The 13,442-nt window shown below is 69.1% G+C and carries 13 protein-coding genes; 5 read left to right on the top strand and 8 right to left on the bottom strand.

Going from position 1 to position 13,442, the window contains the following annotated elements; translation table 11 throughout:
- Positions 1–8 precede the first annotated feature (8 nt).
- Entirely contained in the window at positions 9–986 is a 978-nt protein-coding gene (locus GXK59_RS01345; RefSeq protein WP_160663755.1) for a phosphoribosylaminoimidazolesuccinocarboxamide synthase, read from the bottom strand.
- Between the two features lie 2 nt (positions 987–988).
- On the bottom strand, positions 989–2,299 hold the full coding sequence (purD, locus tag GXK59_RS01340; protein ID WP_160663753.1) for a phosphoribosylamine--glycine ligase: 1,311 nt from the start codon (positions 2,297–2,299) through the stop codon (positions 989–991).
- Between the two features lie 310 nt (positions 2,300–2,609).
- On the opposite strand from purD, the gene GXK59_RS01335 reads away from it, so the two are divergent.
- From GXK59_RS01335 to GXK59_RS01325, 3 genes are read left to right on the top strand one after another with little or no spacing between them, the layout of a single operon-like run.
- On the top strand, positions 2,610–4,262 hold the full coding sequence (locus GXK59_RS01335; RefSeq protein ID WP_160663751.1) for a molybdopterin-dependent oxidoreductase: 1,653 nt from the start codon (positions 2,610–2,612) through the stop codon (positions 4,260–4,262).
- A 36-nt stretch (positions 4,263–4,298) separates the two neighbouring features.
- Positions 4,299–5,315, top strand: a complete 1,017-nt coding sequence (locus GXK59_RS01330; RefSeq protein ID WP_160663750.1) for an asparaginase — start codon at positions 4,299–4,301, stop codon at positions 5,313–5,315.
- Between the two features lie 2 nt (positions 5,316–5,317).
- Positions 5,318–5,725: a sterol carrier family protein gene (locus GXK59_RS01325; RefSeq protein WP_160663748.1), complete on the top strand. Its 408-nt coding sequence runs from the start codon at positions 5,318–5,320 to the stop codon at positions 5,723–5,725.
- 24 nt (positions 5,726–5,749) lie between these two features.
- Here the strand turns inward: GXK59_RS01325 and GXK59_RS01320 are convergent, their stop codons facing one another.
- The 5 genes from GXK59_RS01320 to GXK59_RS01300 form a co-directional block, all read right to left on the bottom strand.
- Complete coding sequence (locus tag GXK59_RS01320; RefSeq protein ID WP_160663746.1) at positions 5,750–6,511, bottom strand: SDR family oxidoreductase; 762 nt, start codon at positions 6,509–6,511, stop codon at positions 5,750–5,752.
- 64 nt (positions 6,512–6,575) lie between these two features.
- The gene (locus GXK59_RS01315; RefSeq protein WP_160663744.1) at positions 6,576–6,902 is read right to left on the bottom strand and encodes a hypothetical protein; all 327 of its coding nucleotides are present in this window, start codon (positions 6,900–6,902) and stop codon (positions 6,576–6,578) included.
- A gap of 28 nt (positions 6,903–6,930) precedes the next feature.
- Positions 6,931–7,641 (bottom strand): HAD family hydrolase, encoded by a 711-nt coding sequence (locus tag GXK59_RS01310; protein ID WP_160663742.1) that lies wholly within the window; start codon positions 7,639–7,641, stop codon positions 6,931–6,933.
- 43 nt (positions 7,642–7,684) lie between these two features.
- On the bottom strand, positions 7,685–8,005 hold the full coding sequence (locus tag GXK59_RS01305; protein WP_160663740.1) for a YegP family protein: 321 nt from the start codon (positions 8,003–8,005) through the stop codon (positions 7,685–7,687).
- Between the two features lie 121 nt (positions 8,006–8,126).
- Positions 8,127–9,920 (bottom strand): glycoside hydrolase family 15 protein, encoded by a 1,794-nt coding sequence (locus GXK59_RS01300; RefSeq protein ID WP_160663738.1) that lies wholly within the window; start codon positions 9,918–9,920, stop codon positions 8,127–8,129.
- Between the two features lie 105 nt (positions 9,921–10,025).
- Between GXK59_RS01300 and GXK59_RS01295 the strand changes: the two genes are divergently transcribed.
- Together GXK59_RS01295 and GXK59_RS01290 are read left to right on the top strand one after the other, a co-directional pair.
- A complete protein-coding gene (locus tag GXK59_RS01295; RefSeq protein ID WP_160663736.1) occupies positions 10,026–10,781 on the top strand; it encodes a DUF72 domain-containing protein in 756 nt (251 codons plus the stop codon).
- A gap of 59 nt (positions 10,782–10,840) precedes the next feature.
- On the top strand, positions 10,841–11,911 hold the full coding sequence (locus GXK59_RS01290; RefSeq protein WP_160663734.1) for an App1 family protein: 1,071 nt from the start codon (positions 10,841–10,843) through the stop codon (positions 11,909–11,911).
- On the opposite strand, the gene GXK59_RS01285 is transcribed toward GXK59_RS01290, so the two are convergent.
- Positions 11,908–13,407 carry a glycoside hydrolase family 1 protein gene (locus tag GXK59_RS01285; RefSeq protein ID WP_160663732.1) on the bottom strand — a complete coding sequence of 500 codons (1,500 nt, stop codon included), beginning with the start codon at positions 13,405–13,407 and terminating at the stop codon, positions 11,908–11,910. The two genes, GXK59_RS01290 and GXK59_RS01285, sit on opposite strands and share 4 nt — an antisense overlap.
- Positions 13,408–13,442: the final 35 nt, after the last annotated feature.

The following is a 13,442-nucleotide window of genomic DNA, read 5'->3' as shown; positions in this document are numbered from 1 at the left end:
CCCGGGTCCTAGGCGAACGTCCGGCCGGTGAGCTTTTCGTAGGCCTCGACGTAGCGGCTGCGTGTGCGGGCGACGACGTCGGCCGGCAACGCCGGCGGGGGCACGTCCGAGGAACGGTCCCAGCCGGATTTGGCGGAGGTCAGCCAGTCGCGGACGTACTGCTTGTCATAGGACGGCTGGGCCTTGCCCGGCTCGTACGTGGCGGCGTCCCAGAACCGTGAGGAATCCGGGGTGAGCACCTCATCGCCGAGCGTGATGACCCCGGTGGCGGCGTCGAAGCCGAATTCCACCTTGGTGTCGGCGAGGATGATGCCGCGGCCGCGGGCGATCGCCTCGGCCTTGGTGTAGATCTCCAGCGTGAGTTCGCGCAGCCGCGCGGCGACGTCCTCGCCCACCGTTTCGACGACGGCGGCGTAGGTGATGTTCTCGTCGTGCTCGCCCACTTCGGCTTTCGCGGAGGGGGTGAAGATGGCGTCGTCGAGCCGTGACCCGTCCACCAGTCCGTCGGGCAGGGGGAGGCTGCACACGGTGCGGGACTGCCGGTACTCCTCGAGCCCCGAGCCGGTGAGGTAGCCACGGGCGATGCACTCGACCGGGAACATGTCCAGCTTCTTGCAGATCATCGCGCGCCCTTCCACGGCGGCGGGCACACCGGCCTCGACCGTGGACGCAAGCACGTGGTGCGCCACACCGAGCTGCTCGAACCACCACAGGCTCAGCTGGGTCAGGATGCGGCCCTTGTCCGGGATCTCACTGGCGAGGACGTGGTCGTAGGCGCTGATGCGGTCGCTGGCCACGACCAGGACACACTCCTGGCCGATGCGCTCCGTGATGGACCCGTCCGCGGGAACGTAGAGGTCGCGGACCTTGCCGGAGTAGATGTGCGTCCAGCCGGGCAGGTCGGGGGTGGCGGTGTCCAGGCCGCCCCTCGGGGCCGGCGAGGCGGGGTCGGTGGCGTCCGGCACGGCGGGTTCGGAGGTGGTCATGCTCAGGCCTTCGCTTTCGTGGCAGCGGTGGTACCGGGGGTCTGGACTTTGATCTCGCCGCGGGCCGCTTTGCCGCCGATGTCGGTGCGGAACTGGCTGCCCTCCAGCTGGACCAGTTCGACGCCGTCGTACGCCCGTTCCCGGGCCTCCACCAGGTCCGTTCCGAGGGCCACCACGGCGAGGACCCGTCCGCCGGCGGACACGACCTTGCCTTCGTCGTCGAGCCTGGTGCCGGCGTGGATCACGTGGACGCCCTCGATCGACTCGACTTTCTTGAGCCCGCGGATGCGGTCCCCGGTCCGCGGGGCGTCCGGGTAGTTTTCGGCGGCGACGACGACGGCGATGGCCGTTTCCTTCGACCAGCGCAGCGGCTGGACCTTGTCCAGTTCGCCCTTGGCGGCCGCCATCAGCAGCCCCCCGAGCGGGGTCTTGAGGCGGGCGAGGACGGCCTGGGTTTCCGGGTCGCCGAAGCGGACGTTGAATTCGATCACGCGGGTGCCGCGGGAGGTCAGGGCCAGTCCGACGAAGAGCACGCCGACGAACGGGGTGCCGCGGTGCGCCATCTGGTTGACCGTGGGCTGGGCGACACGGTCGAGGACTTCCTGGACCAGGCCTTCCGGGGCCCATTCCAGCGGGGTGTAGGCGCCCATGCCGCCGGTGTTGGGGCCTTCGTCGTTGTCGAAGATCCGTTTGAAGTCCTGCGCCGGGGAGAGCGCCACGGTGTTGCGGCCGTCGCAGAGAACGAAGACGGAGACCTCGGGGCCGTCGAGGAATTCCTCGATCACCACCGTGCCGCCGGCATCGAAGCAGCTCTGCGCGTGCGCGAGGGCCTCGTCCCGGTTGTTGGTGACAACAACGCCCTTGCCCGCGGCGAGTCCGTCGTCCTTGACCACGTAAGGGGCGCCGAAGGTGTCGAGCGCGTCGGCGGCTTCCTCGGCGTTGGACGCCACCCGGGCCATCGCCGTGGGGACTCCGGCCTCGGCCATGACCTCCTTGGCGAAGGCCTTGGAGGCTTCGAGCTGGGCCGCGGCCATGCTGGGGCCGAAGACGGGGATGCCCGCGGCGCGGACGGCGTCCGACACTCCGGCGGCAAGGGGTGCCTCGGGGCCAACGACGACGAGGTCAACGGTGAGCTTGGTGGCCAGGGCAGCGACGGCGTCGGGATCATTCGCTTCGATGGCGTGTGTGGGGACCAGTTTGCTGATGCCGGCGTTGCCCGGGGCCGCGTGGACCTCGGACACGTTCGGGTCGGCAAGCAAGGATCGGACAATGGCGTGTTCGCGGCCGCCGGGGCCGATGACAAGTACCTTCACAGTTCCCAAGAGTACTTTGTGGACCGGGCAGGCTCCTAAGCTGTGACCACCGCCGGACATGCCCGCCTCCCGCACCCTCAGGACATGCCCAGCCCCGGCAGCGCCCACTGGACATAATGCCAACATGCTCATCCCTGCAGCCCACAGGAGGGCATGCCCCGCAAACCCGCCTCCCGCACCCACGAGACATGCCCAGCCCCGGCAGCGCCCACTGGACATAATGCCAACATGCTCATCCCTGCAACTCAGGGGAGGGCATGTCCCCCGCGCGGCGGGCAATCCGCGGGCCGCCCGGCTCCGAAGACCATGTATGGACAAGCCCAGCACGCAGACGCCCCGCGCGGACAGACTCAGCACAGAGAAGCCCGTGCGGACCGGGCCCGGCAAACGGACACCCGCGAAACAGCTGTCCGGACCCACCGCCCTGGCCGCGCTGGCGGGGGTGGCCGCGGCCGCCGTCGTCCTGTCCGTGGCGGAACTGATCGGTGCGTTCTTCACGGCGCGGGCAACACCGGTGCTCGCCCTCGGCTCGACCTTCATCGACTTCACACCGTCGTGGATGAAGGATTTCGCGATCGCCACCTTCGGCACCAATGACAAGCTCGCCCTGTTCGTCGGCATGGCGGTTTCCATCCTGATCCTCGCCTGCATCCTCGGCATCGTGGCGTACCGCAAGTGGGCCCTCGGCGTCGCCGGTGTGCTGCTCATGGGCGCGGTGATCGTCGCCAGCGTCGTGACCCGGGCGGGAGTGAAGCCCCTGGACGCGATTCCCTCGCTGATCGGGACCGTGGCCGGCCTGATCGTGCTCCGCATCCTGGTCACGCGGCTGTGGCGGATGCAGCAGTGGCCGGACATGGCCTCCGACCTCGCCGCCAAGGATTCCGAACGTCCCGCCACCAGCCGGCGCGCCTTCTTCGCCGCAACCGGGGTCACCGCCGCGGCCTCCGCCATAGCCGCGACCGGCGGCCGGCTTCTCAGCGCGGCCCGCAGCAACGTGGCCCAGGCCCGCGAATCCCTTCAGCTCCCCGCCCCGGCGAAGCCGGCCCCTGCCGTCCCCGCCGGCGTGCAGTCCAAGGCACCCGGGGTCACGCCGTGGCTGACGCCCAACAACGACTTCTACCGCATCGATACGGCGCTGAGCGTGCCCGAGATCAACGTCCAGGACTGGGAACTGCGCGTCCACGGCCTGGTGGACCGGGAAATCCGTCTCAGCTTCCAGGACCTGCTCGACGCGGACCTGATCGAATCCCACGTCTCCCTGACCTGCGTCTCCAACCCGGTGGGCGGAAACCTGGCCGGCAACGCCAAATGGCTGGGCATGCCCATCCGTGAGGTGCTCAAGATGGCCGGTCCCAAGGACGGCGCGGACATGGTGCTCTCCACCTCGATCGACGGCTTCAGCGCCTCAACCCCGCTGGAGGTCCTGCAGGACGACCGCGACGCCATGCTGGCGATCGGCATGAACGGTGAAGCACTGCCCCTGGAACACGGCTACCCCGTGCGCATGGTCGTCCCCGGCCTGTACGGCTTCGTCTCCGCCACCAAATGGGTGGTGGACCTGGAAGTCACCCGTTTCGCGGACAGCAAGGCGTACTGGACGCAGCGCGGCTGGTCCGAGCGCGGCCCCATCAAGACCATGGCCCGGGTGGAAGTCCCGAAGTCCTTCGCCAAGGTTCCGGCCGGACGCGTCGCGATCGGCGGCACCGCCTGGGCCCAGACGCGCGGTATCACCAAGGTTGAGGTGCAGATCGACAACGGGCCCTGGACCGAGGCCACCCTCTCCACGGAGGCTTCCCTCGTCACTTGGCGGCAGTGGTCCTTCGACTGGGAAGCGACCCCGGGCCCGCACTACATCAAGGCCCGCGCCACCGACGGCACCGGCGAGGTCCAGACGGACAAGCGGGCCGATCCGGTGCCCGACGGCGCGTCGGGCTGGCAGTCACTGATGGTGACCGTGGAATAACCGGGTATCCCCGCCCGGGCACCATAGACTTACGGCATGCCCTTGAATTCGCATGCCACCTTCACCGTCGAGTCCGCCGTCGAACTGGCCGTCGTTGAACGCAGCGGCTTTGTGGAGTCCCGCCACATCGGCTCCGCCGTCCTCATCGCCGGGGACGGCACCGTCGTCACCGAACTGGGCGACATCACCACCCCGGTCTACGCCCGGTCCACGCTCAAGCCGCTGCAGGCCCTCGCTTCCATGCAGGCCGGTGTTCCCCTGCGCGGCGCGCAGGCAGCGATCGCCTGCGGCAGCCACGTCGGCTCGCTGGACCACATGGACGTCGTCGAGGGCATGCTCAAGGCCGCAGGCGTCAAGGAAGAGCAGCTCCAGTGCCCGGCCGCCTGGCCCGAGGATGAGACCGCCCGGAACTGGCTGGTCCGCTCCGAGCGGGGCAAGTCCAAGCTGGCTTTCAACTGCTCCGGAAAGCACGCCGCGTTCCTCTGGGCCTGCACCGAGAACGGCTGGGACACACGCAGCTACCTCGAGCCCAACCACCCGCTGCAGCAGCGCATCCGCTCCGTGATCGAGGAATACTGCGGCGAAAGCATCGCCCACCTCGGCATCGACGGCTGCGGCGCCCCCGTCGCAGCCGTGTCCCTGACCGGACTGGCCCGGGCCTTCTCCAAGCTGGCCAAGGCCCCCGGGGACAAGAACTCCAATGCCCGCGCCGCCACGATCGCCACGTCGATGCTGGACTACCCGTGGGCGGTGCAGGGCAAGGGCGAGTGCAACACGATCGTCATGGACGACCTCGGCATCCTCGCCAAGATCGGCGCCGAGGGCGTGCTGGTGATGGCCACGCCCGCGGGCGCCTCCGTCGCCATCAAGATCCTCGACGGCAACATCCGGGCCACCACGCTCGTCGGGCTGACCCTGCTCGCCGCCGCCGGCGCCGTCGACGTCCCGGAAGTGGCCAGCGTCCTGGACAAGGTGGTCTCCCCTGTGCTCGGCGGCGGCCGGCCGGTGGGCAAGATCCGTCTCGGCCACGCCGTCTCGGCCCTGCTCGACTAGCCATGGCCGTCGCCCGACGCAGAATCGCCATCGATGAGGGCCGCGCGGCCCTCGCCGCGTGGCAGGCCGCCAACACTCCGGCGTCTGGGTCCGCCGGAGGCACCGGCCCGGACGCCGGCGTCGCCGTCCCCCGCAGCATGCTGGCGACGGCGGTGCGCTACACCCTGGAGGAGGTCACCGCGCGGGCGCCGGGGAATTCGGTGGAGGTGCGGGTCCCTCCGTTCGGCGTCACGCAGTGTGTGGAGGGCCCGCGGCATACCCGCGGCACTCCGCCGAACGTCATCGAGTGCGACGCCGCCACCTGGCTTGCGATGGTCAGCGGACAGCTGCGCTGGGCAGAAGCCGTCGACGCCGGCCGGGTGGCCGCCTCCGGGCTGCGCGCAGACCTCTCCGGCCTGCTGCCGCTCTAACGGGCCGGCCTCCCCCGACTACGGCTACCCGCGCCCGATGAACGGCATCCCGGCGGCGGTGATCACGAGGGATCCGACGCTGGCGGAGGGCGGCATCCCGGCCATCAGCAGCACCGCACGCGCGGCGTCGTCGACCGGGAAGGTCGGCTCGACGCGGCTGCTGCCGTCGGCCTGGACAGCCCCGGAGTCGACGCCGATCGTGTCCATCAGCTCCGTGGCGGTGTTGCCGATGTCGATCTGCCCGCAGGTGATGCCAAACCCGCGCCCGTCCAGTTCGATGCTCTTGGTCAGCCCGGTCATGGCGTGCTTGGTGACTGTGTAGGCCACCGTCCGGGGCCGGGGCGAGTGGGCGGCAATCGAGCCGTTGTTGATGATCCGGCCGCCCTGCGGTGACTGCGCCTTCATGGCCCGCACGGCGGCAGCGGCGCAGAGCATGGCGCCGGTCAGGTTCACGGCCACGGTGGCGTCCCAGTCCGCGAGGCTGATCTCGTCCACGGAGGCGGCAGGCCCAAACACTCCGGCGTTGTTGAACAGCACGTCCACGCGTCCCCAGCGCTGGAGGGCGGCGGCGAAAAGCCGCTCGACGTCGTCGGGCACGGTGACATCGCACGGGACGGCGAGTGCCTGGGCATGTCCGGCCCCGGTTTCCAGCAGCTGGGCCTCGCGCCGGCCGGCCAGCACCACCCGGTACCCGTCAGCGAGCATGAGCCGGGCGACGGCCCTGCCGATCCCCGAGCCAGCGCCGGTAACTACGGCCACCCGGCCGGGCAGGTGATGACGTGTCATCCGGCTAGCGTATGCCGAGTTCGCTGTTCACGGCAGTGTTGCGCGCCAACATTGCCGCGAAATGTCATCCCGCGGAGGCCTGGCCGTCCCCGCGGCGGTCGCGGCGCCGGCCGGCACGGTAGCCGGACCAGAACGCGAGCGTCACCAGGCCAAGACCGGCCAACACAACGCCCGCCCATTTCTCCGCATCCATGATCAGCAGGCCCTGGGCGGCGAAGGTCTGTTGGGAGAGCGGCGCGTAGGCAAACCAGCCGAAACTCTCCTGCCGCACCGGCATCGACAGAAGGACCGCCCCCACAGCCAGCAGGGCCACGGCCGCAAGCGGCACAACCAACTGTGCCGGCCGCGGGCGGCGCGGCGGTCCGGATTCCCTATCCCCCAGTGGATTCATGGAAACACTGTAGCCGCCGGCGGTCCCGCTAGCTCCGGCGGACGCGGGCGGCGAGCTGTCCGATCGCGCTGTCCCGGAGGTTGTCCAGCAGCGCCCGGGGGCCCGGGTAGATTTCGACGGCGCCGGCGTCCCGGAGTTCCGCTTCGCTGGTGCCACCGCAGGTCAGACCGATGGCCGGGATGCCGAGCTTCCCGGCGGCGTAGATGTCCCATACGGCGTCGCCCACGTAGACGGCGTCCGTTGCCGGCACACCCACGGCGTTGAGGGCGGCCACGAGGATGTCCGGGGCGGGTTTGCTCTCCTTCGCGTCTGCCGAGCTGGTGGCGGCGTCGATGTAGGCGTCGGCTCCGATCGTGGCCCGCAGCACGTCAAGGTCGCGTTCCCGGGCGGAGGATGCCAGTGCCACGGCGAGACCGCCGTCGTGGCAGCCCGCCAGCAGCTCGCGGGCGCCTTCGAGCGGGCGCAGCGCGGGCCAGAAGGTGGAGAACACGGCGGCGTGCGAGGTCATGATGGTGCTGTCTTCGCCCGTGTCCCGGTCAGCGGGCAGCAGTTTGGCGAGGATTTTGTCCCCGCCCATCCCGACCGAGCGGTGGATGCTCGCCATCGGCACGTCGTGGCCGGCCTGTCGGAAGGCCTGCCACCAGGCCAAGCTGTGAAGATACGTCGAGTCGACCAGGGTGCCGTCGACGTCGAACAGCACGGCAGCTTTGCGGCCGGCTCCGGGCGTTGGGCCGGTCATGGGGTCTGCGGGGCCCTGGCCAGGGCGGCCGTCAGGATTCGAGTCAGCGATGAGCCCGCGCCCGCTTTCCGGCTGCCAGCGACCCGACGGAGAGCGTGGTGCCGCGGCTGGTCCCTCCTGCGGTCCTTCTGGGCACCCTGGCCAGGGACGCAGCTGACGCCGCCGGCGCGACGGCTTGCCTGCCGGCGCTGCGGTCGCGGATGAGGCCGGTGCCGGCGATTTCGCGGGCCTGGGCGATGCCGGCCACAGCGGCCCTCTTGGTGGGGAACGTGACCGAGACAGCCATCAGGCTTCCTGCGCCGTCAAGCATCCGGATCCGGTAGCCGCCGTCGGGCGCGTCCACGACCTCGAAATATCCAGCCATCGCACTCTCCTAATCCTCTACCCCACGTTGGGATATTAGTAAGTATACTTATCTAAGGGATGGAAGAAAACCGTTTGCCGGGAATCCGGAGGTCCGCCTTTCCCCGGCGTCAGGGACTTCGTCAACGGGCCGGGTGCGGCGCATCACTGCGGCGCACACCGTCCTCATGCAGTTCCAAAGCGCTCATCACGAGGGCAAAATGGCTGAATGCCTGCGGCGTATTTCCCAGCTGCCTTCCGTCCTCGATGCTCCATTCCTCGCTCAGGAGTCCGACGTCGTTGCGCAGCGCCAGCAGCCGCTCGAACAGCTCCTGTGCCTCGTGGTGCCGGCCCGCCCCCAGGAGCGCCTCGACCAGCCAGAACGAACAGGCGAGGAACACTCCCTCCCCGCCGGGTAGTCCGTCGTCGGATTCGGCCGGCTTGTACCGCCGCAGGAACCCGTCGTGGGTCAGTTCCTGCTGGATGGCATCAATCGTCCCGGCCACGCGCGGGTCATCCGGGGGCAGGAACCCGACGCGCGGGATAAGCAGTAGGCTCGCGTCGAGCTCGGGCCGCCCGTAGGACTGTACGAAGGTGTTCCGCGCGGCATCGAAGCCCTTGGCCATAACGTCCGCATGAATGGTGTCCCGGAGTTCCTCCCAGCGGTCTGCGGGTCCGGGCAGTCCGAAGTCCCGGACCCCCTTGACCATGCGGTCGGCCGCCACCCACGCCATCACCTTCGAGTGGGTGAAGTGCCGCCGCGGTCCGCGCATCTCCCAGAGCCCGTTGTCGGGCTCCTGCCAGACAGTCTCCAGGTGGTCCATCAGGGCCAGCTGCACGTCCCAGGATTCGTCGGTGCTTTTCAGCAGCGAATTCCGGGTCAGGGACAGGCAGTCCAGCACCTCGCCCCAGACATCGAGCTGCAGCTGTCCGGCGGCGCCGTTGCCGGTCCGGACCGGGGCCGAGTCCTCGTACCCCCGCAGCCAGGGCAGTTCCACCTCGGGCAGGCGGCGCTCGCCGTGGATGCCGTACATGATCTGCAGGTCCTTGGGGTCTCCCGCCACGGCCCGAAGCAGCCAGTCGCGCCAGGCGGCGGCCTCCTCCGTGTAGCCCGCCGCGAGCAGCGCCTGGAGCGTCAGGGTGGCATCCCGGAGCCAGCAGAAGCGGTAGTCCCAGTTCCGTTCGCCGCCCAGCTCCTCCGGCAGCGAGGTCGTCACGGCCGCCACGATTCCTCCGGTGGGGGCGAACGTCAGCGCCTTCAGTGTGATCAGCGAGCGCTGCACCACCGCACGGTAGGGTCCGGTCACTACGCACTTGGCAGACCAGCGCTGCCAGAAGTCCTCCGTCGATGCCAGGACCTGTTCCGGGTCCACTGCGCGGGGACGGCCAAGGTGGCTCGGGGTCCAGGTCAGGACGAACGGGACCCGGTCGCCGGCCTTGACGGTGAAGTCGCTGATGGTCTGCAGTCGCTCGCCCCGCAGCGGGGCCTTGGTCACGAGGTACGCGGCGTCGGGGCCGGCAATGGCGTGGATCCCGCGATCGTTGTGGCGGACCCACGGGACGATGTGGCCGTAGTCGAAGCGCAGGACCAGCTCACCGCGCATCCGCACCGTGCCGCGGATGCCCACCACAATGCGCACGATGTCCGCCACCGAGTCCCGGGGCGGCATGAAGTCGATGACCTTGACCTTTCCCGTGGGCGTCTCCCACTCCGTTTCCAGGATGAGGGTGCCCTTGCGGTAGTGCCGCCGAGTGCATTCACCGCCGCCCTCCGGCGCCAGCAGCCAGCGCCCGGCCCGGGGCGTGTCCAGCAGGGCGTTGAAGCAGGCCGGCGAGTCAAAGCGCGGCAGGCACAGCCAGTCAATCGAACCTTCGGTGCTGATCAGCGCAGCTGTGTGCAGATCGCCGACCAGTGCGTAATCCTCAATGCGAGCCATGGGACTTACAGTGCCACACCCGTTTCCCTGAGGACTAGGATCCAGAGAAGCTGACACGGAACTTCGGACCAGGCGGGCACAGCGGGCCGGGAAGGAACGGGCGGGATGGACCAGGGCACACCCCGGACCGGGACGGTGCACATCGGCACCAGCGGCTGGAGCTATGAGCACTGGGAGAACGTGCTCTATCCGCCGGGACTGCCGGCGAGGGACCGGCTGGCGCACTACGCGGCCCGCTTCACCACCGTGGAGCTCAACGCCAGCTTCTACCGCTGGCCCCGTGACAGCTCCTTCGCCAGCTGGCGCCAACGGCTGCCGCCCGGGTTCCTGCTGTCCGTCAAGGCCCCGCGCGGATTGACGCACGGGAAGAGGCTCTATGCCCCGGAAGCCTGGATCGAGCGGATCGCCCGGTGCTGGCACGAACTCGGCGACAAACGCGCGGTGCTGCTGGTCCAGCTCCCGCCGGATTTCGCCCGGGACGACGCGCGGCTGGCGTATTTCCTGGCGGCGGTGCCCGACTGGATCCGGGTCAGCGTGGAATTCCGCCACCCCAGCTGGGACGATCCCGGGGTCTACTCGTTGCTGGCACTGCACGGCACTGCCTACTGCGTCATGAGCGGCGCGGGACTCCCGTGCGTCCTCCGCGCCACCGCGGCCTTCGTCTACCTCCGGCTGCATGGCCCGGACCGGGAGCATCTCTACGGCGGCTCCTACTCGGACGACGAGCTGCGCTGGTGGGCGGAGCGGATCCGCGAATGGCAGACGGCCGGCAAGGACGTCTTTGCCTATTTCAACAACGACGGCGGTGGCAACGCCGTGCGGAACGCCTGGATGCTGCGCCATTTGCTGGGCGACGCCTGATCCGCGGCGATTCCGGACACAGTCAACGGGGCGCCGGGGCCCTGTGGGAGAGTGGAGGCATGGAATTGGCCTCACAGCACACACCCGGGCAGCAAGCAGTCACCGGCAACCGGGTCTTCCGCCTTGCGCATGTGGTCTCGGACACCGTCAACAGCGTCCGTCTGAAGACTGCCCGGCGCTGGGACTTCATCCCGCAGACCGTCGCCTACCAGGGCTACGGGTCAACCACCTGGGTCCGGGTGCTCGGCCGGGTGGTGCTCACCAGCAGGCCCAACCCCGGGAGCCGGGCGGAGCAGGCGGCCCAGAACGGCAACCAGAACATCCGCGGCTGGCGGGCGTTCACCTCCGTGCCGGTGCAGTACTCCAAAGTGGAGATCGAGATCGGCGGGGTGACCGCCCGGGTGCAGGCGGACCGCGGTGGACTTGTGGACACTGTCGTGCAGGTGGAGCTCACTCCGGGCTGGCACACCGCGGTGCTGCGCGCCGAGGGGACCGAGCCCGTCACCGCGAAGATCTTCGTCATTTCCCCCGAGACCAAGCTGGGCATCGTGTCCGACATCGATGACACGATCATGGTCACCGCGCTCCCCCGGCCCTTCCTGGCGCTCTGGAACACCTTTGTGCTCAACGAACGCGCCCGGATGGCGACGCCGGGCATGGCCGTGCTGATGGATCGACTGATGGTCGAACACCCGGAGGCGCCGGTGATCTACCTGTCCACCGGACCGTGGAACGCGGCCCCCACCCTGGCACGTTTTATCACCCGGAACATGTACCCCTCCGGTGCCCTGCTGCTCACCGACTGGGGCCTCACCCACGACCGGTGGTTCCGCAGCGGCCAGGAGCACAAACGCCGCAACCTGGAACTGCTGGCCGAGGAATTCCCGAAGATGCGCTGGCTGCTCTTCGGAGACAACGGCCAGCACGACGAATCGATCTACTCGCATTTCGCCCAGCAGCACGGCGACCGGGTGGCCGCCATCGGCATCCGCCAGCTCTCCGCGAGCGAAGCCGTGCTGGCCGGCGGCCACTCGGACACCGGGGACCACACCGGCTCCAAGGTCCCGTGGATCTACTCCCCGGACGGTGCAGGCATGGCCAAGGGCCTGCAGGAGCTCGGCGTTCTTTAGGCGCCGGCCCGCCGGCTGGCCGCCGCCGCGGCGGCAGGAATCTCCGGGACGGGGTCCCGGTGCCGTGCCGCGAGAACCTCCTGGAGCCAGTAAAACGATGCCTTCCTGGTGCGCTCCTGGGTCCCGCGGTCCACGTGCAGCAGCCCGAACTGCTGTTTGTAGCCCCCCGACCATTCGAAGTTGTCCATCAGCGACCACACGTAGTATCCCCGCAGGTCAATGGACTCTGCCGCGCCGCCGGGCGCCGTTGCTTCAACGGCGGTGGCGATATGGTCGGCCAGGTAGCTCACCCGGCGTTCGTCCGGGATGATGAGCCGGCCTTGCGGGTCCCGGATCTCGAGGTCTTCGAAGCTCGCCCCGCCCTCGGTGATGTAGACCGGCGGAAGGCCGGGGTAGCGTTCGGCCATTTCCGCAAGCGCGACGGCCATGTACTCCGGTTTGATGGGCCAGCCGTACGCGGTGGTCTCGGTGTCCGGGAATGACGCAATGTGGAACGGGGCGCCGGGCGCGGTGCCGCTCAGGTCGTCGCCCATGGCCTCGGCCATCCCCTTGGGCACGGCGCCCTCGCCCGGACCGGACGCCACCCGGGTCGGCATGTAGTAGTTGAGCCCGTAGAAGTCCAGGGGCTGGGAGATCAGCTTCATGTCCTCACTGGACGGGCTGAAGGAGGAGAAGAAGGTGGCGGCACGGACGGTGTCGGGGTACTCGCCGAGCAGGACAGGGTCCGCGTAAAGCCGGTTCTGGGCCATGTCCATCAGACCGGCACTGAGCTTGTCCAGCGGGTTGATCGAGGCAGGCACCATGGGCGAATAGACATTCGTGATCCCGATTTCGCCCGGCACGTTGGCGGCCCGGAGCGCCTGCAGCGACAAGCCGTGGCCCAGCAGCTGGTGGTGGACGCTCGGGAGCGCCTTCAGCATAAGCGCCTCGCCCGGCGCGTGCATCCCCAGCATGTAGCCGTTGGTGCTGACCGTGGCGGGCTCGTTGACCGTCACCCAGCGGGTCACCCGGTCGCCATACGCGGCCGCGGCGATCGCGGCGAACTCGCCCAGCCGGTAGGCCGTGTCCCGGTTCATCCAGCCGCCGGCCTGGTCCAGCTCCAGCGGCGTATCCCAGTGGTACAGCGTGGCCATGGGTGCGATGCCGTTGGCCAGCAGCAGGTCAATCAGCCGGTCATAGAAGTCGAGGCCCGCGGGGTTGACCGGACCGCTGCCGCCGGGCTGGATGCGCGACCAGGAGAAAGAAAAACGGTAGGAATCGACCCCGAGTTCCTTCATCAGGGCCACGTCTTCGGGCATCCGGTGGTAATGGTCGCAGGCAACCGCGGGGCTGTGGTCCGCCACGATCGCACCGGGCTTGGCGGCGAAATGGTCCCAACCCGAGGGACCGCGTCCGTCCTCGTCCAGGGCACCTTCGATCTGGAAGGCTGCGGTCGCCACGCCCAGAGTGAAGCGCGGCGGCAGCAGGGCGGCCAGGTCTTTGGCGGATGCTCTCATCAGTGGATCCCCTATGTAGTTTCGGGCAGTTGACT

This window comes from Pseudarthrobacter sp. ATCC 49987 (assembly GCF_009928425.1).
Taxonomy (GTDB): Bacteria; Actinomycetota; Actinomycetes; order Actinomycetales; family Micrococcaceae; genus Arthrobacter.
This window is presented reverse-complemented; position numbering and strand designations above follow the sequence as displayed.